The sequence below is a fragment of the Sphingomonas sp. BK481 genome, assembly GCF_014194875.1.
In the GTDB taxonomy this organism is placed as follows: Bacteria; Pseudomonadota; Alphaproteobacteria; order Sphingomonadales; family Sphingomonadaceae; genus Sphingomonas; species Sphingomonas aerolata.
The window spans coordinates 276,725-293,920 of the sequence record NZ_JACIAP010000005.1 but is presented as its reverse complement, the minus strand read 5'-3'; the positions used below and the strand labels follow the sequence as shown (position 1 = coordinate 293,920).

16 protein-coding genes are annotated in these 17,196 nt (G+C 65.3%); 9 read left to right on the top strand and 7 right to left on the bottom strand.

The features are described 5' to 3' along the window. Nucleotides 1-290 precede the first annotated feature (290 nt). Both FHY04_RS12385 and FHY04_RS12380 read left to right on the top strand, forming a co-directional pair. Complete coding sequence (locus FHY04_RS12385) at nt 291-851, top strand: GDSL-type esterase/lipase family protein (protein WP_183936629.1); 561 nt, start codon at nt 291-293, stop codon at nt 849-851. Between the two features lie 61 nt (nt 852-912). Further along, on the top strand, nt 913-1,416 hold the full coding sequence (locus tag FHY04_RS12380; protein WP_183936628.1) for a TIGR02594 family protein: 504 nt from the start codon (nt 913-915) through the stop codon (nt 1,414-1,416). A gap of 926 nt (nt 1,417-2,342) precedes the next feature. Here FHY04_RS12380 and FHY04_RS12375 read toward each other — a convergent pair. Together FHY04_RS12375 and FHY04_RS12370 are read right to left on the bottom strand one after the other, a co-directional pair. After that, nucleotides 2,343-2,561 carry a hypothetical protein gene (locus FHY04_RS12375; RefSeq protein WP_183936627.1) on the bottom strand — a complete coding sequence of 73 codons (219 nt, stop codon included), beginning with the start codon at nt 2,559-2,561 and terminating at the stop codon, nt 2,343-2,345. Between the two features lie 189 nt (nt 2,562-2,750). Then, nucleotides 2,751-3,323, bottom strand: a complete 573-nt coding sequence (locus tag FHY04_RS12370) for a TetR/AcrR family transcriptional regulator (protein WP_260171506.1) — start codon at nt 3,321-3,323, stop codon at nt 2,751-2,753. A gap of 160 nt (nt 3,324-3,483) precedes the next feature. On the opposite strand from FHY04_RS12370, the gene FHY04_RS12365 reads away from it, so the two are divergent. Together FHY04_RS12365 and FHY04_RS12360 are read left to right on the top strand one after the other, a co-directional pair. Further along, the gene (locus tag FHY04_RS12365) at nt 3,484-4,686 is read left to right on the top strand and encodes an MFS transporter (RefSeq protein ID WP_311724703.1); all 1,203 of its coding nucleotides are present in this window, start codon (nt 3,484-3,486) and stop codon (nt 4,684-4,686) included. Nucleotides 4,687-4,738: 52 nt separating this feature from the next. Further along, nucleotides 4,739-5,752, top strand: a complete 1,014-nt coding sequence (locus tag FHY04_RS12360) for an NAD(P)-dependent alcohol dehydrogenase (RefSeq protein WP_183936625.1) — start codon at nt 4,739-4,741, stop codon at nt 5,750-5,752. A 152-nt stretch (nt 5,753-5,904) separates the two neighbouring features. Here the strand turns inward: FHY04_RS12360 and FHY04_RS12355 are convergent, their stop codons facing one another. Further along, complete coding sequence (locus FHY04_RS12355) at nt 5,905-7,527, bottom strand: cyclic nucleotide-binding domain-containing thioredoxin-disulfide reductase (protein WP_183936624.1); 1,623 nt, start codon at nt 7,525-7,527, stop codon at nt 5,905-5,907. Nucleotides 7,528-7,686: 159 nt separating this feature from the next. Here FHY04_RS12355 and FHY04_RS12350 point away from each other — a divergent pair, with 159 nt between their 5' ends. Beyond that, nucleotides 7,687-9,270, top strand: coding sequence for a Na+/H+ antiporter (locus tag FHY04_RS12350; RefSeq protein WP_311724700.1), 1,584 nt, complete (start codon nt 7,687-7,689; stop codon nt 9,268-9,270). Between the two features lie 51 nt (nt 9,271-9,321). Here FHY04_RS12350 and FHY04_RS12345 read toward each other — a convergent pair whose 3' ends face one another. The 3 genes from FHY04_RS12345 to FHY04_RS12335 all read right to left on the bottom strand — a co-directional run bounded on the left by FHY04_RS12345 (nt 9,322) and on the right by FHY04_RS12335 (nt 11,007). Beyond that, nucleotides 9,322-9,912 (bottom strand): NADPH-dependent FMN reductase, encoded by a 591-nt coding sequence (locus FHY04_RS12345; RefSeq protein WP_183936622.1) that lies wholly within the window; start codon nt 9,910-9,912, stop codon nt 9,322-9,324. A gap of 72 nt (nt 9,913-9,984) precedes the next feature. Further along, on the bottom strand, nt 9,985-10,812 hold the full coding sequence (locus FHY04_RS12340) for an alpha/beta fold hydrolase (protein WP_183936621.1): 828 nt from the start codon (nt 10,810-10,812) through the stop codon (nt 9,985-9,987). 57 nt (nt 10,813-10,869) lie between these two features. Continuing rightward, nucleotides 10,870-11,007, bottom strand: a complete 138-nt coding sequence (locus tag FHY04_RS12335) for a hypothetical protein (protein WP_183936620.1) — start codon at nt 11,005-11,007, stop codon at nt 10,870-10,872. A gap of 310 nt (nt 11,008-11,317) precedes the next feature. Here FHY04_RS12335 and FHY04_RS12330 point away from each other — a divergent pair, with 310 nt between their 5' ends. Genes FHY04_RS12330 through FHY04_RS12315 form a run of 4 tightly spaced genes read left to right on the top strand, consistent with a single transcriptional unit; the run spans nt 11,318 to nt 15,721 of the window. After that, nucleotides 11,318-12,382: a sensor histidine kinase gene (locus FHY04_RS12330; RefSeq protein ID WP_183936619.1), complete on the top strand. Its 1,065-nt coding sequence runs from the start codon at nt 11,318-11,320 to the stop codon at nt 12,380-12,382. After that, nucleotides 12,379-13,338 carry a LytTR family DNA-binding domain-containing protein gene (locus FHY04_RS22925; RefSeq protein ID WP_183936618.1) on the top strand — a complete coding sequence of 320 codons (960 nt, stop codon included), beginning with the start codon at nt 12,379-12,381 and terminating at the stop codon, nt 13,336-13,338. The genes FHY04_RS12330 and FHY04_RS22925 overlap by 4 nt, the downstream gene beginning before the upstream one ends. Next, nucleotides 13,335-13,808, top strand: coding sequence for a DUF6265 family protein (locus FHY04_RS12320; RefSeq protein ID WP_183936617.1), 474 nt, complete (start codon nt 13,335-13,337; stop codon nt 13,806-13,808). The genes FHY04_RS22925 and FHY04_RS12320 overlap by 4 nt, the downstream gene beginning before the upstream one ends. After that, nucleotides 13,805-15,721 carry an alpha/beta hydrolase-fold protein gene (locus FHY04_RS12315; protein ID WP_183936616.1) on the top strand — a complete coding sequence of 639 codons (1,917 nt, stop codon included), beginning with the start codon at nt 13,805-13,807 and terminating at the stop codon, nt 15,719-15,721. Before FHY04_RS12320 ends, FHY04_RS12315 begins: the two co-directional genes overlap by 4 nt. Before the next feature lie 286 nt (nt 15,722-16,007). On the opposite strand, the gene mgrA is transcribed toward FHY04_RS12315, so the two are convergent. Further along, nucleotides 16,008-17,084 (bottom strand): L-glyceraldehyde 3-phosphate reductase, encoded by a 1,077-nt coding sequence (gene mgrA, locus FHY04_RS12310; protein WP_183936615.1) that lies wholly within the window; start codon nt 17,082-17,084, stop codon nt 16,008-16,010. Nucleotides 17,085-17,196 lie beyond the last annotated feature (112 nt).

Here is a 17,196-nt window from a genome sequence, read left to right as displayed (position 1 = left end):
CATTTGGCGGGGCAGTTCGGGCACATTCATCGGTCGCCGTGCCACGTTGCAGGTACGACACCACATCATCCGCGCCGACGACCGCGTTCCGGCGTTAGGCCATTACCCCATCCAGGCCGACGATGTTGGCAATAGGTCGTCTGGAACTTCTGATGGTGCGATGGTCGCCGGAATGCGTATCGGCCGTCTGTATCTCGTTGCAGACGAAGGAGCACCAGCGTCAAAGGGGCGGCGCGATGGTGACCGGACGCCTTACATTGCATCGAACGCGAACTATCTCACAGCGGCGCATGACACTCGACCGACCTTTGATACTCGCAATCGGCGACAGCCTGATTGCCGGTTACGGCCTTCCCGCCGACGGTAGCTTTCCCGTACAGCTCCAGGCATCGCTGCGGCGGGCATGCCCTTCTGCCCGCGTGGTGAATGCCGGGGTGTCGGGTGATACCACCGCTGATGTCCTACGACGCTTGCCCCGAATGCTCTCCGCGCTCGACCAGCGACCCGCACTTGCGATCGTCCAGGTGGGACCGAACGATGTCCTGCGGCAGGTGCCGGTGGGTCGCACCCGAGCGCAGCTCGGGCAGGTCCTGCTGAGCCTGGGCAGTTGTGGCATTCCCGTTTTGTTGACGACCGTCGATCCCCCGATGTTCATCCGTGATCGGGCTGCTGCATATCTAGGCATTCATGCCGCGTTGGCGGCCGAACACGGCGCGACCGTCTGGCCGTTCTTTCCGCCGGGCATATTGGGACATGCCGATATGGTGCTGGCGGACCGGGTGCATCCCAATGCCAAGGCGATTGCTGCGGTGGTCGCAGCGATGCTGCCGATCGTGGAGAGGATGCTGTAGTGCCCGCATTTGAGCGTAACCGCAGACGCGTTCGTATCTCGGCCCCAGGGGCGGGCGGATCATGGTGACGGATCCGAAGTGGCTGAAAGTGGCGCGCACGAAGCTCGGCACGAAGGAAGCTGCAGGATCAGCGAACAGCGCGACGATCCTCGGTTGGGCAAAGCGGCTTGGAACGCGGGTGTTGGGCATGGTCTACAACGCCGACAGCGTCCCGTGGTGCGGCGTGTTCGTCGCATATTGCCTGCAGGACGATGGTATCGAGCCGGTCTCTATTGCGGTGCGGGCGACGTCATGGTCGACATGGGGATTGTCGTTGCGGCCGGAGCGCCTGGCGCCGGGGGCTGTGCTGGTGTTCGAGCGTCCTGGCGGCGGGCATGTCGGTTTCTATGTCGGCGAAGACGCGACGGCCTATCATGTCCTTGGTGGCAATCAGGGCGACGCGGTGACCATAGCCCGGATAGCAAAGGATCGCTGTATTGCTCGCCGATGGCCAGCCGGCCGCCCCGTGATAGGCAGGCCAATCCAGATGGCGGCAAGGAAGCCGATCTCGACCGACGAAGCCTGATGGACATGCGCTTATTTCGTAATGCGCGCATCGGATCCAGATCCATTCGTAACAGACAATATCGGTAAGTGGTGGGTTCGGCCTGACCGCGCCGTGCGGCCTCGACGATGAGATCCCCCGTCTCGAGCCGCTGCGTGTCTGGCTCCCGGAACCCAAAGCTTCGATCGCCCCGGTAGATACGGTGGCCTAGACCAGCACGGATTTCCGACAGTGCGATTCCCACCTCTGTCGCGGTCTGTGCTCGTTCGTGCAGGACGACCTGTCCGCCGGCCGCGGCGAGATCCGTTGATACGACGCGATATGCGCGCAGTGGGTCCGACCCTGTCAACAGGACGCCGGCGAGACTTGCGGGGTTCAGGACGATCGGAATCGGATGTGTCGTCCCATCCCGCAGCAACGGTCAGGGCACGCGCACGGGCGAGCTGTGCTGCCTCCAGAGCGGCATTGCGGGTCGCATCGCCCTGCATCATGGTCGGGCCCATGCTTCAGTGGCGTCGAGCTCGACCATCCGATCGTCGATGACCACGATTGTTTCGGGATCCGCACCACGCTTGACGAGTTCGTCGACGGCTCCGTGCCACTCGTGCCATAGCCGGCGGTCGTGACCGTGATCACGGTGGAATAGAGCCCATCAAGGAAGCTGATCGCGCCTTCAGTGTTATAGCGCAGCCCCTCACGGTTAAACCAGTGACCAGGTACGCGATGGCTGTAGGCGCGCCGGCAAGCCTCACCCGCCATAGCAGCCGAAGCCAAACGGCGTTGTGCCGTGCCGTCTCGGGGTAAAACTGTGTCGATGCGGACGGCGCATGACGTGGTCTACGCACAGTTACGAACGACCCAAGGCGCTGCCGATCCGTTTTCGCCGTCGTGGCTTCGCGCCCAGGGTTGATGGGGTAGACGATACGATCTTCCGAAGCCGTGCCGGCCTATCGCAGACCGAACCCCGCGGTGCTGCTTGCGCCATCGTCGGTCCGCTCACGACCAGCCAGCACGTTCTCGAGTTCAGCCAATGAATGGGGCACGTCGAGGTGCTGCGCCCCGATGAACAGGCGCGACCCGTTCGCCTCGGGTACTGCATGGGTCAGCTTGTCGATATCGACCAGCGCCTTGCCCTGCGGCAGTATTTCGATCTGAACAAATCGCATGTGATTTCCCATCTTGCGTCTGAGGGCTGGAGTGTTGCGCGGTCGATAGCGAAGTTCTGTGCCCTGAGGGTACCCGACATGCTGACTTACGTCGCTAGAGTCGGCTTAAGGGCGAGGTGACGAATCCCGGAGCCAGAAAGCGGGTAGGGCGGTCGGAATGCCTGCGAGTCGGTCTCTTTTTCAGCGAGATTAGTGGAGTTTGCTCTCACGCTCCCGTCTGCCTTGAGCATCCCACGCCACCATTGCGTGTCCGATGCCGGCCCGCAGCGTCTCGGTCGGAACGCCGTCCCGCGCCTGGATCGAGATCCCCAGCACCAGCCCGTCGTACAACGCGGCGAGACCCGCGACGTCCGTGGCGGGATCGAGATCGCCGGCGCTGACTCCGGCGGCGATACACCGCTGCAACGCCTGCCGGGTGATCTCCCGCTCGGCACGAGTCAGCGCCCGGGTCGGCGCGCCGGCTTCGGACGAAATGATCGATGACAGCGTCATCATGCAGCCCTTCGGATGGGCAGGATCGGTCTGCACCGCAACCGACGCGATTAAGGCCTGTTCGAGCCGTGAGCGTGGCGGTAGCGTCTCGTCGTCGAGCGCGCAGACGATGCCGCCATGCACGGCGAGATAGCGCGCGAGCGTTTCGCGGTAGAGCGCTTCCTTCGACCCGAAGGCCGCGTAGAAACTGGCCGACGAGATGTCGCCCATCGCCTGACGCAGCGTAAGCAGAGACGCACCCTCATACCCGTGTTCCCAGAACAGGTGCATCGCGCGGTCCAGCGCTGCATCCCGGTCGAAACCACGCGGTCGTCCGCTCCGTGTCATACATGTCCGCTCCTCATTGTGGACTAATCAATCCATTACCCGTTGACAAGGCACGCCGCGGGGCCGAACGCACTGGACCAGTCGATCCAGAAGTGAGTGTTGCGTGATTCCGAGATCCGGTCAGACCGATGATGGCGCGAGCGAGACGTTGCCGATCTCCGCATTGCTGGCGCTGGCAATGACCGGCTTCACCGCGATCCTCACCGAAACGCTCCCTGCCGGGCTGTTGCCACACATGGCCGCCGGGCTCGGCGTATCGGAGTCACTCGCGGGGCAGACTATCACGGTCTATGCGGTCGGGTCGCTGCTCGCGGCGATCCCGCTGACGCTGTACACGCAAGGATGGCGCCGCAAGCCGACCCTGCTCGTCGCGATCATCGGTTTTCTGATCTTCAACTGCGTGACCGCGGTGTCGACCTCCTATGCGCTGACGCTCGTCGCGCGGTTCATGGGCGGCGTTGCGGCGGGGCTGGGGTGGGGCATCATCGCGGGCTATGCCAGGCGGATGGTCGCCCCGCCGTTGCGCGGCAAGGCGCTCGCGATCGCGATGGTCGGTACGCCACTGGCGCTGTCGATCGGCGTCCCCTTGGGGGCGATGCTGGGCACGACGCTGGGCTGGCGCATGGCGTTCGGGCTGATGGCGATCACCACTTTGGTACTGATCGGCTGGGTGCTGTGGCGCGTGCCGGACTTTGCCGGCCAGCCTGCCGAGCAGCGGCTGTCGATCGCGAACGTGTTTCGCACGCCGGGCGTTCGTCCCGTCCTGATCACGCTGTTTGCGTGGATCACGGGTCACAATATCCTGTACACCTACATCGCCCCGGTCGCCGCCTTGTCGGGCGTGGGGGAGAGGCTGGATCTGTTGCTGCTCGGATTCGGGCTCGCCGCGCTGGTCGGGATCTGGGTGACGGGCGTGCTGATCGATCGCGCGCTGCGTCCGCTCGTGCTGGTCAGCCTCACGATGTTCGCAGTTGTCTCGCTGGCCTTCGCGCTGTTCGCGACGGTCCCCGAGATGACGATCATCGCGACAATCCTGTGGGGACTGTCGTTCGGCGGCGCAGCGACACAGCTGTCGACCGCGCTCGCCGATGCGGCGGGCGAGGGCGTCGACCTCGCCAATGCGATGCTCACGACGGTCTGGAACGGCGCCATCGCGACGGGCGGGATCGTCGGCGGGGTGATCCTCGACCATGCGGGGGCAGGGCCGCTCGCCTGGGCCGTACTGGTGCCGACCCTTCTTGCCCTGGCGGTCGCAGCCGGCGCGCGCCGCCATGCCTTCAAGCCCGGTCCCCGTGCCTTCGAATAACGTGCCTTCGAATAAGGTGCCCGTCGTGCGCGCCCATCAGGAGAAGATTGCGATGAAAGCCTTTCACATCGGTGCCCAGAACGGCATCAGCGGACTAGTCGCCACGACCCGGCCCGCGCCGGTCGCCGGTCCCGGCGAAGCGCTGGTAGCGCCGCGTCTCGTCGGCCTGATAAGCCGCGACGTTCAGCTCCTGCAAGGCACCTATGGCGCCCGACAGCCTGAGACCCGCATTCCGATGTCCGAAGGCGTGGGCGATGTCGTGGCGATCGGTGCGGGCGTGACCGAGGTCGCGGTCGGCGACCGCGTCGTCTGCGGTCATTTCGCGACCTGGCTGGACGGCCCGTTCCGGTCGGACGTCTTTGCGCATGATATCGGCATCACGCATGACGGCTGGCTTGCAGAAAGGGTCGTTCTTCCCGCGGCTGCGCTGATCCGGGTGCCCGACGCGCTGGCCGATGCGGATGTCGCAGGCCTCGCCTCCGCCGGCCTGACCGCCTGGAATGCACTGGTCGAGGTCTGTCGGGTCGGGGCAGGCGACACCGTGCTCTGCCTCGGCACCGGTAGCGTTGCGCTGGCGGCACTCAAGATCGGCAAGACCCGTGGCGCACGCGTGGCGATCACGTCGTCGCAGGACGCGAAACTCGAGACGGCGCGCAGCCTCGGCGCGGACATCACGGTCAATTACCGGACGTCACCGCGTTGGGGGGCCGAGGTGATCGCAAAAACCGAGGGAAAGGGCGCCGACATCGTGATCGAAACCGGCGGCGTCGATACGCTGGGGAACTCGATCGCAGCCGCGGCGATCAATGCGCGGATCATCGTCATCGGCGTTTCACCTGGCGAGGGGCTGGCGATCCCCGACTATCTGTCACTCATCACGAAGAACGTGACGATCCGCGGGATCGCCAATGGCAGCCGCGCAATGTTCGTCGACCTGCTCGACGCGATGGCGGCGAGCCGGATGACGACCGTTGTCGACCGGACGTTCGCCTTCGACGATGCACCCGACGCCGTCCGCTATTTTGCCGCGGCAGGGCATCTGGGCAAGGTGATGATCGCGTTTTGATCGCGAAAGTCCGGCCACTTCGGCGCACGGCTCATGCGGGTTTCATGCGCTGCCGCGCCTGATCCGGGTGGGCATGACTGACCAGCGTTGGAAAGCTTGGAGCGTTTTTCAAATGACCAACCGTCGGTCAGACCTGCGAAGGCAGCTTTCGTTCAGGCACGATCCAAGCCGCGCACATGCTCCCACACATTGGAGATGACGACCGATCCTTCTCCTACCGAGGACGCGACGCGTTTCACCGATCCGGCGCGCACGTCCCCGACGGCATAGATGCCCGCGCAGGACGTGGCGAAAGGCGACATCGCGCCAGCCGCTTCGCCGGTAAGCACGAAGCCCTTGTCGTCGAGAGCGACCAGTTCGGAGAGCCAGCCCGTATTGGGTGCGGCGCCGACCATCACGAAGACGGCGCAGCTTGCCACGGTGCGGTCGCCGTCTTCGTTGCGGATCGTCACCGCCTCCAGATTGTCCCCGCCGTGAAGTTCGACGGCATGGGTGCCGTATTCGATGGTGATCGCGGGGTCCGCCTCGAGCCTGCTCGACAGATAGCTGGACATGGACGAGGCCAGGGTGTCGCCGCGTACCAGCAGGCGAACGTGCCGCGCCGTACGGCTGAGGAACATCGCGGCCTGCCCGGCCGAATTACCGCCGCCGATGACCAACACTTCCGTATCGCGGCAGAAGCGCGCCTCATTCTCGGTCGCCGCATAATAGATGCCCTTGCCCTCGAACTCGGCGAAGCGGGCGATCGGCAGGCGTCTGTACTGGACCCCGGTGGCGACCACCACGGAGGCGGCGAGAACGCGCCGACCATTGGCGAAGGTCGCACAGAAGGCGCCATTGTCGAGCTGGTCCAGCGACTCGATCCGCCGGGGCATGACGAAGCGCGTGCCGAATTTCATCGCCTGCACCTCGCCGCGCCACACAAGATCGGCGCCTGAGATGCCGGTGGGAAAGCCCATATAATTCTCGATCCGGCTGGACGTGCCGGCCTGGCCGCCGATCGCGGTCTCGTCGACTACCAGTGCGCGCAACCCTTCGGCTCCCGCATAGACGCCCGCCGACATGCCGGCGGGGCCGGCCCCGACGATGAGCACGTCGAAGGCCTCGTCCTCGGGAACGTCCTGATCGAGTCCGAGCAGCCGTGCCACCTTTTCCGGCGTTGGATCGCTCACCACCACGTCGCGGCCGAACACGACGACGGGCTCCAGCGGCGCGGTTCCGCAACTGCTGGCGACATGCGCGGCTTCGGCGCTGCCGAGCGGGTAGGACCGGTAGGGCAGGCGGTTGCGTGCTGCGAACTCGGCCACACGTCTGACGGCTCTGTCCTCGTCTTCGCCAACCAGAACCAGCATGCCATCGCCGGCATCCAGCTGCCGCCGACGGCGCGCGGCCAGCACCGTGATAACGATGTCCGACATCTCCGGTATGGCCGCCATCAGGCGAAGCATCGCGGATCGCGGGACTTCGACGACGGTCGTGTCGCTCGCGGCGCGCATCGGGAGCGACCATGTGCCGCCGGACAGCAGCGAGATCTCGCTCATGAACTGGGTGGGCCCCAGCGTTGAGGGTACCAGCCGATCGCCCGTGAACGGGTTGACGACCTCGATCTCCCCCTCTTCGACATACACGAAGCGGTCGGCCGGCGCGCCGATCTCGGCGAGCATCATTCCCTTGGGATAGTGCTTGCGCGTCCCTGCGGCCTGGATCGCGGCAATATGCGCAGGCTGTAGCGGAACCCGCTGCATTTCCCGCAGGTCACGGCCGATCGTTTCCATGAGCGCTGTCCCCTCTGCGCGGCGACACTAGCGCGGCGAACGTGACGACGGCAATCGCCCGGGAACGGCCCAGTCCAAATGCGCGCGCGGCCCGATCGCATTGACGGCATTCGGGACAGCTTGCAGGACCACCGGGCGGGCAGAAAAAGGGGCGGCTCTGTGCATCCAGCGGCAAATTTCGAGCTGATCATCCTCATGTTCCTGGTGGTGCTGGGGCTTCACTATCTGGCCCGGCGTCTGTCGCTGCCACCAGCAGCCGCGCTGATCGTCGGCGGATGCGCCGTCGCCTTCGTGCCTGGCGTGCAAGGGATCGCGATCGATCCGGAGCTGGTCCTTGTCCTGTTTCTCCCACCCTTGCTGATGGACGGCGCGTGGTTCACCGCGGTAGCGCCATTCCGGCGGCACATGGCCGGCATTCTCTCGCTGGCGGTCGGCGCCGTCTTCTTCACCACGGCGGTTGTCGCGATCGTGACCAAGCTGCTGATGCCGGAACTGCCCTGGGCCGCCTGCGTCGCGCTGGGCGCGATCCTGTCGCCGCCCGACGCGGTATCCGCCCGCGCCGTGTTGCAGCGGGTGACGCTCCCGCGCAGGCTGACCACGCTGCTCGAGGGCGAGAGCCTGCTCAACGATGCCGCGGGGCTGGTGCTGTTCCGGTTTGCGGTGGCGGCGGTGCTGACCGGCAGCTTCCATCTGGGGGCGGCGACCGGAACGTTTTTCGTGCTGGTGGCGGGCGGCATCGCGGTCGGCGCGGCGATCGGCGGGCTCTGGGTAGTTCTGCTCCGCCGGCTCGGCGATGATACGCTGATGATCGCAGCGACCGTGCTGGTCTGCTGGAGCGCCTATATCGCGGGCGAACTGCTGCACGTGTCCGGCGTCATTGCCGTTGTCACTGCAGGCCTTGTCTGCGGCTGGTATCAGCATGTCGTCTTCACCGCCCGCGTACGCATCCGGGCGATGGCATTCTGGCAGGTGCTGGTGTTCCTTCTCGACGCCACCGTATTCCTGCTCATCGGCCTGTCTTTGCGGGGGTTGCTGGACCGGGTCGGCGGGCTCGATATCGTCATAGACACGATGGCGCGGCCCGTGCTGCTGATCGTTCTGGCGGTCGTTGCCGCGCGGTTCCTGTGGATCTTCGCGGTCGATGCCGGCGTCGCCACCGGTCGCCGCATCGGATGGACGCGACAGCAACCGCTCGGAACGCGTGCGGCGGTGGTGATGAGCTGGGCCGGGATGCGCGGCGTGGTGACGCTTGCGGTTGCGCTCTCGCTGCCCGAGGCGATGCCGGCGCGGGATCTGATGCTCGTCACCGCCTTTGTCGTGATCCTCGTTACCGTCCTGGTGCAGGGCACCTCGCTCGGCTGGGTCATCCGGACCCTGAAGCCGCACGACGACGGCAGCGCGCGACCGCCGCTCGATCTGCACGCCGCCGAGATGATGCTGTTCCAGGCGCAGTTGGCGCTTGTCGAACGCGAGGCGGTGGCGGTCGACGGCACGGTCATCCACCCGCAGCTCCTGCGGCGCTACCGGACCCGTGCAACCGCAGCGGATGCGTTCGACGGTACGGTGGAGGAGCGCAACGTGGCGATTGCGAGCCATTTCGACGTCATCATCGCCGCGGTCGCGGCCGGCCGCGCCGAGCTGGTCCGCCTGCACCGTGCCGGTCGTATCGATGACGAGACGCTCCACGATCTCGAGCATGATCTCGACCTCGAGGAGCTGGCCGCAGCGGCAGCGAAGGGGTGAACGAGTTCGGTTGCCCGGAGCCGCGATGAAGAGGCGCGGACATCGGCCGGATCAATAGGGCGGGTCGAGCCGCTCGCGCTGGCCGCGGGCGGCCTGCGTCCACCAGCCGAGATCGTCGGCGAAGCGCGGGAAGGCACGGGTGAGGGCGGCGCCGCCGTCGCCCGCCGGTTCTCCGCTCGCATCGAAGGCATGGCCGATCCCGCCCACGGCGATCGTGCTGGACACGACCACGATGCCCATCTCGGACAGGATGCCGTGCCATGCGAGACCGGCACGCGCGCCGGCGAAACGTCCCGCCGAATAGCTGACGATCGCCGCCGGCCGCCAGTACCATTCCTCGAGGAAATGGTCGGTGAGATTCTTGAGCCCGGGCTGCACGCCCCAGTTATATTCGCCGGCCACGAATACGAAGGCGTCGGCCGTCCTGATCTTTTCGGCGAGTGCCTCCATTGCCGGGGGTGCCTCACCACTAGGATGTTCCTTGTACATGCGGTCGAGCATGGGAAGGTCGACTGCCCTTGCGTCGATCAACTCGGCCGATGCACCGCGTTCGGCAAAGGCGCGGACGAGCCACTCGGCGAGGCGGATGCCCTGTCGGTCGGAGCGATAGGAGCCGTAGAAGATCAGAACCCGATCGGGCATCGCCGCAATTCCTCGTTAAGCGTGTCGTGCAGAAGCACGGAGCGCGCCATCGCTCCGTGGTTCTACCATGGATTAGCCTTCGATGAAGGCGAGCAGATCGGCGTTGATCCGATCGGCGTTGGTAACCGGCATGCCGTGGGGAAAGCCGGGGTAGGAGATGAGCTTGGCGTCCTTTACGATGTCGGCCGACATCTTGCCGGTGGTGGCGAAAGGAACCACCTGGTCGTCCTCGCCGTGCAGGACCAGCGTCGGTACGTCGATCGCCTTGAGATCGTCGGTGAAGTCGGTCTCGGAGAAGGCCTTGACGCCGAGCGTATGGGCGAGCGCCGAGCCCATCATGCCCTGGCGCCACCAGTTGAGCCGCACCGCCTCCTTCACCTCGGCGCCGTCGCGGTTGTACCCGAAGAAGGGAAGCGTGAAGTCGTAGTAGAATTGCGAACGGTTCGTGGCCGTCTGCTCGCGCACCATGTCGAATACGTCCATCGGCACGCCGTCCGGGTTGGCATCGGTCTTGACCATGATCGGTGCGACCGCACTGACCAGCACGGCCTTTTTGACCCGCCCGGGCTTGGCGCGCGCGACATAGCGGGCGACCTCGCCACCGCCGGTCGAGTGGCCGACATGGACGGCATCGCGCAGATCGAGCGCGTCGGTCAGCGCGATGACATCGGCGACATAGGTGTCCATGTCGTGACCGCCCGCCGACTGGGTCGAACGGCCATGCCCGCGGCGATCATGCGCGATGACACGATAGCCCTTCTGGACGAAGAACATCATCTGCGCGTCCCAGTCATCCGAGCTGAGCGGCCAGCCGTGGTGGAACATGACGACCGGTGCATCCGTGTTGCCCCAATCCTTGTAGAAGATTTCGGTCTTATCGACGGTGGTGACGAACGGCATTCGATGTCTCCTCGGGATTGGTCGGGTACGCGGCACGCTACAGAGTGAAGGTGACAATCAGGCGGCGTCGACGAGGACGATCTTTCTATCCTTGATAGCGGTCATACGCGGTACGGCCTCGTCGGCAACGGCGGGGCCCTCTCGCCGATCGAGACGGGTGAAGTTGACCTTGATCGACCCGATCGCCGGTATCAAGTCGCTACATTGGTCGGCGCCGAGCGGATATTCGGCGATTGCCTTTGGCAGGGCCTATACCGCGTCGGAATGCGCCGCCTCGCGCGCATCGCGACACCGACGCAATAGACGTTGGCGAGGCAGAATTCGTCGGTCGCGAATTTGGGGAGCACGCGGACGTCGGCGGCTTCGAACCGATCGTGCGGGGTTAAGCGGACGATCTGTATCGGAACTGCATTTATCGCAGTTGAGCAGTTCTATTGCATTCATCCTTCAGGTCCGGTCCCTGCCACGCGGCTGTTCAATGTCGGGCGAATGTGCATGATTGGCCATGACCGCAGCGCATCGGCAACGCCTTGTTCGCTATCTGGGCATTTGGGCCGCGTGGCTGGCGGTCGCGGTGGTGACGGCGTTCCAGACCTACGCCGCGGGTTTCGCGGGCGGCCCTAGGCTCCCGCTGGGGCAGGCATTGGTCAATGGGCTGATCTGGTATTCGGCTTGGGCAGCATTGACGCCCGGGGTTGTGAGCGTCGCGCGAGCGTTCGCCTATGAGCGGCGGCCGGGCAGGCTGCTGGCCATTCATCTGGTCTTCGGGCTCGTGTTCGCGGTGCTGCACGCGGCGCTCTACAGCGCGATCAACGCGATCTTCTATTTCCGCGCGCCCTGGGCGCCGTGGAGCAATGCGCTGCTGATCACGAAACTCGCGACCAGCATCCACGTCCATCTGATGATCTACGCGCTGCTTGTGGCGATCGTGCTCGGCGCGCACGCCTATCGCACAATGCGCGATCGCGAAGTCGCGGCGGCGCGGCTGGAGGCGCAGCTCGCAGAGGCGGAAACCGCGGCGCTGCGCGCGCAGTTGCAGCCGCACTTCCTGTTCAACACGCTCAACGCCATTTCCGCGCTGGTGCCCGACGATCCGATCGTGGCGCAGCGGCTGATCGCGCGGCTGGGCGATCTGCTGCGACTGTCGATCGATCAGCGCAGGTCGCAGCATAGCGCGCTCGCCGATGAGCTCGACTTTACCGACACCTATCTGGCGATCGAGGAAGCCCGGTTGGGCGAGCGACTGCGGATCGTCCGCGCCATCGCGCCCGGGTTGGAGACCGTCCAGGTGCCGGCACTGCTGCTGCAGCCGCTGGTCGAGAACGCGGTGCGCCACGGGATTGCGCCGTTGATCGAAGGTGGCAGGCTGACGATCGAGGCGAAGCCCGCGGGTGACATGCTGCGGATCAGCATCGCCGACAACGGCAAGGGCGCGGGCGCGATCCGCGAGGGCGTCGGGCTCGGCAACGCACGCCTCAGGTTGCGTCACCTCTACGGCGAGCGCCAGTCGCTCGAGATCGACACAGCGCCGGGCGAAGGTTTCCGCGTCACCATCCTGGTGCCGCAGTGATCCGGACCCTCATTGTCGATGATGAGCCGCTGGCACGCCGCGCCGTGCGCCAGTCGCTGGCCGGGTTCGGCGATTTCGACGTGCTCGGCGAGGCTGGGCACGGGGCTGAAGCGGTTGCGGCAATCGGCACGCTGCGGCCCGATCTGGTGTTCCTCGACGTCCAGATGCCCGAGATGGACGGCTTCGGCGTGATCGAGGCGATCGGCGTGGATGCGATGCCGCTGACCGTTTTCGTGACGGCGTTCGATGCCTATGCGGTGCGCGCCTTCGAGGCGGAGGCGCTCGATTACCTGCTCAAGCCGTTTGACGACCAGCGCTTTGCCCGCGTGATCGAGCGGGTGCGGCGACAGATCGGCACGGGCGACGGGCAGCGCGACGGCCAGCACGACGGGATGCGATCGCTGCTCGGCGGGCAGGGCCGGCTAGTCGCGCGCGGCGATCGCGCGACGCAACTGGTTCGGCTCGACGAGATCGACTGGATCAGTGCGGCCGGCGACTATGCCGAAGTACATGCCGGCGGACGCAGCTTGCTGATCCACGAAACATTGACGTCGCTCGAGGCGCGGCTGCCCCAGGCCGCGTTCGCGCGCATCCATCGCGCCGCGATCGTCCGGCTCGACCGGTTGGTCGAAGTCCGGCCCGGCACGCACGGCGACGGTGTGGTGCGGCTGGCATGCGGCGCGGAGCTCCGGTTCAGCCGGCGATACCGCGAGCCGATCGACGTCTACCTTACCCGCTGGTCCCGCTTGGCGATCCGCCAAACCCGCCCGGCGAAAATCCATTGCCGGCGAACCCCGTTCCGGGCCCGTGTGCCGCTGAACCGAAACAGGGGGTGGGCATGGGTTTGCAGCACAGGACATATGCACTTTTCAGGTTTCCGACGGCGGTATTCGCGCTGGCGATCCTGTTCCCCGCAAGCCCTTCATCGGCGCAACGCGCCAACCCCCGGGCCATGATCAAGCTCCACGCCGAAGGTCGCCAGGCCCCGCGTGCGACGATCGCCGACATGGCGTGGATCGAGGGCCACTGGATCGGCGACATGCCCGATGGGCCGGTCGAGCATGTGCTTCTCAGGCCTCGCTTTGGGCAGCTTCCGGGCTTCGTCCGCGCGCTCGCTCCCCAGAACCTGGCCTTTTACGAGATCGGCGTGTTCGCGGAGATTGGAGATTCGCTGACTCTTCGGGTCAAGCACTTCACCCCGGAACTCGCCGGCTGGGAAGCGCAGGCGGCTTATATCGACCGTCCGCTGGTCGATCGCGATTCGACCAGCTTCTACTTCGACGGCGCGACTTTCTCGCGAACCGGGCCGGATAGCTTCACGGTCTATTTCCTCAATCGCTCGGCGGGCCAGGAACGCGAGACACTCGTGATTCCCTTCCGGCGTACATCAGGCCCCACGCGGCAAAGCGATGGAGCGTCGTCATGACCGGGCTCCGCAAGCTTTACGCCGTTGCCTGTTGCTTGCTGGCGCTGTTCGTCGCTCCGGCGATGGCGCAGCCGCAGGGCCGGCTGGTTGTCAGCACGCTGCAATCGACCAGCTTCGCCGGCAGCAAGATCGGCATCTCGCCAGTCCGCAACCTCACGGTCTACCTGCCGCCGCGCTACGCCGAGGCAGGCAAACGATTTCCCGTCCTCTACTTCCTCAACTACTTCTTCGAAGATCACCGCGAACCCTTCGCCAGCCACGGCGCAAAGGCGTTGCTGGACAAGGCGATAGGGCAGGGTCTGATCGGCGACGTCATCGTCGTGACCGCCGACTTCACGACCCCCGTGGGCAGCTCATGGTATGTGAATTCGCCGGCGACGGGCAATTGGGAAGACTTCATGGTGCGCGAGCTGGTACCGCACATCGATGCCACCTACCGCACGCTCGCCACCCGGGATTCGCGCGGGATCGCGGGGGACGGCCCGGGGGCTTATGGCGCGATCCGTTTCGGCATGCGCCATCCCGAAATATTCGGCGCGGTCTATGGCATGCAGCCGGTGGCGAGCGGCCCCAATATCCAGCCGACGCACAGCCGCCCGAACTTGGAACGCATGGCGCGCGCGACATCGCTCGACGATCTGCGGGACGACGGCTTCTCGCTGATCTTCACGTCGATCTATCAGGCCTTCGCGCCGAACCCGAACCGACCGCCGCTGTTCTTCGATCCACCGGCGCGGCGTGTCGACGGGCGCATCGTAGTGGACAGCGACCGTACGGCGCGTTTCAAACAGGGATTCGCGCTGACGGCCTTGCTCCCCGCTTATGCCGACAATCTCAAATCGCTGCGGGGCTTCAAGTTCGACTGGGGGCGTCAGGACACGCTGGTCGATCATGTCTATGGCGCGCAGGCGTTCTCCAATCTCCTTGCCGAATATGGCGTTCCACACGAAGCCGAGGAGCATGGCGGCGGCTTTCGCGACCGCCATTGGGGCGAGCAGGGGCGGTTCTATACCGATATGCTGCCCTTCTTCGCGCGGCACCTGATGTTCGGACCTCCCGCGACGCCGACCGAACGCGTCAACGCCGCGCACGCTAAGCTGCGTCAGGCGATGCTTGCCAATGATGCCGATGCCCGCGCCATGCTCTACCGCGCCGATGCGCGCTCGATGCCCGAATATCAGCCGGTGCTGATCGGCACGCGCCAGATCGCGGCCTATCACCGCGCGATGCGCGAACGGCGGCAGGTGATCAGCTATGTGCCGGTCACGAGCGAAGTCTTCGACCTGGGCAACACATTGGTCGAGATCGGAACCTTCACGATCCGCTGGTCCGACCGCACCGATGAGGAGCGGGGAAAATACGCGCATGTCTGGGGCGTCGAGCGCGACGGCAGCCTCAGCCTCAAGGCCGACACCTGGGGCTATTTTCGCCCACTGGCCGATCCCGCGGGCTTCTTCACCGCGATCCCGGAGCCGTCGTCCTCGCCCATCCCGCTAGCCGCAGGCGATCGGTCCGTGGGCGAATTCCTACGGGCGCATAACGACCGCGACGCCGAGGCCGTGCGGACCAAGGATGTCGAGGCGAAGCTCGTGGATTACACCGACGACGCCATCTTCATGCCCTTCGGCGATACGCCCAAACGCGGCATGGCCGAGATCCGCCCCTATCTGACCGCCTATACCGCAGCGGGAAGCGGCGCGACCTTCCGCGACGTGCGGGTCTGGACCCTGGCGTTCGAAAATCACGGTGCGTGGGTGATCGAATATCCCAAATTCCGCGTCGAGTGGACCGCGGGGGGCCAGTCGGGCACCGTCAAGGGCGGGGGCATCCGGCTGTGGCAGCGTCAGGCTGGCGGCTCGCTCAAGCTGCATCGCCAGATCGGAACGCACGACTATGTCGTCCCGGCCCGTTGAGGAGAGGCCGCGGTCGGCTTGGTCCGGATCTCAAGCAGGCATTCCGCTATCAATTTGACATCGGAGCTCTTCGTTCGAGGCGGGCATTTACAAGCGTAGCGAGGCGCTCAGATCACGACGGGGCAAGGCTCAATATAAGTGGTTTGCCCAAATGGATCACGGCATCGCGTATCCTAACAATTGTGCGCCGCTGTCGGCGAACGTAAGCGGGCGTGAATGGATGTCCGGAGGTTGGGCGCGCACACGCCGCCTGGAATGTCCCGAAAGCGGTCGTCCTGGCCGTTGTTCAGGCGGGCACTCCTTGCGCTGCCGGCAGAGCAATGATGTCAGACGATCCCGACCAGAGATTGACGCCGCCATCGTCGGCCGCGTTGTCGATCGCGGTGAGTTCGTCGGCGGAGAAGTCGAGCGTCTTCACCGAGTCCAGCGAGTCGTCGAGCTGTTCGACCGTGCGGGCGCCGATCAGCGCCGACGTGACGCGCGGGTCGCGCAAGACCCACGCGATCGCCATCTGGGCCAGGGTTTGTCCGCGCTCACCCGCGATATCGTTCAGGGTACGGATGGCAGCAAGGTTCTGATCCGTGAGCAAGGCCTGCGACAGCGACCCGTCACGGGTTGCTCGCGCATCCTGCGGGACGCCCTGGAGGTATTTGTTCGTCAGCATGCCCTGCGCCAAGGGTGAGAACGCAATGCAGCCGACCCCCAACTCCTCCAGCGTCGCCAGCAGGTCGCGCTCGATCCACCGGTTCAGGATCGAATAGCTGGGCTGGTGGATGAACAGCGGCACCTTTTCCGCGGCCAGGATCTCGGCCGCGCGGCGGGTCAGCCCCGGCTCGTAGGAGGAGATGCCGACATACAGTGCCTTGCCCTGTCGATGGAGCTGCACCAGCGCGCCCATCGTCTCCTCGAGCGGGGTCGCGGCATCCACCCGATGCGAATAGAAGATGTCGACATAGTCGAGGCCCATCCGCTTGAGGCTCTGGTCGCAACTTGCAATCAGGTATTTTTTGGATGAACCGACATCGCCATACGGTCCGGGCCACATGTCCCAACCCGCCTTGGTCGAAATGATGAGTTCGTCGCGATGGGCCACGAAATCAGAGGCGAGGACGCGACCGAAATTCTCTTCCGCCGAACCATAGGGCGGGCCGTAATTGTTGGCGAGATCGAAGTGGGTCACGCCACGATCGAATGCCCGCCGCAGGATGGCTCGCCCCGTCTCGAACACATCCTGTCCGCCGAAGTTCTGCCACAGCCCCAGGCTGATTGCCGGCAGCCTCAGCCCGCTTCGGCCGGTGCGTCGATAGGGCATGCCGCTGTCATACCGGAGCGGGGACGCGACGTACGGACGGGGAAACGACATTGGTGACTCCTTGTAAACGTCTTCGATGCGCAACGCGCAAACCGTTTCGGCGCAGCGTGCATCACTCTTCTGAACTGCCTCGATCGCGTCGGGCAGGTGCGTGATGCAGCGC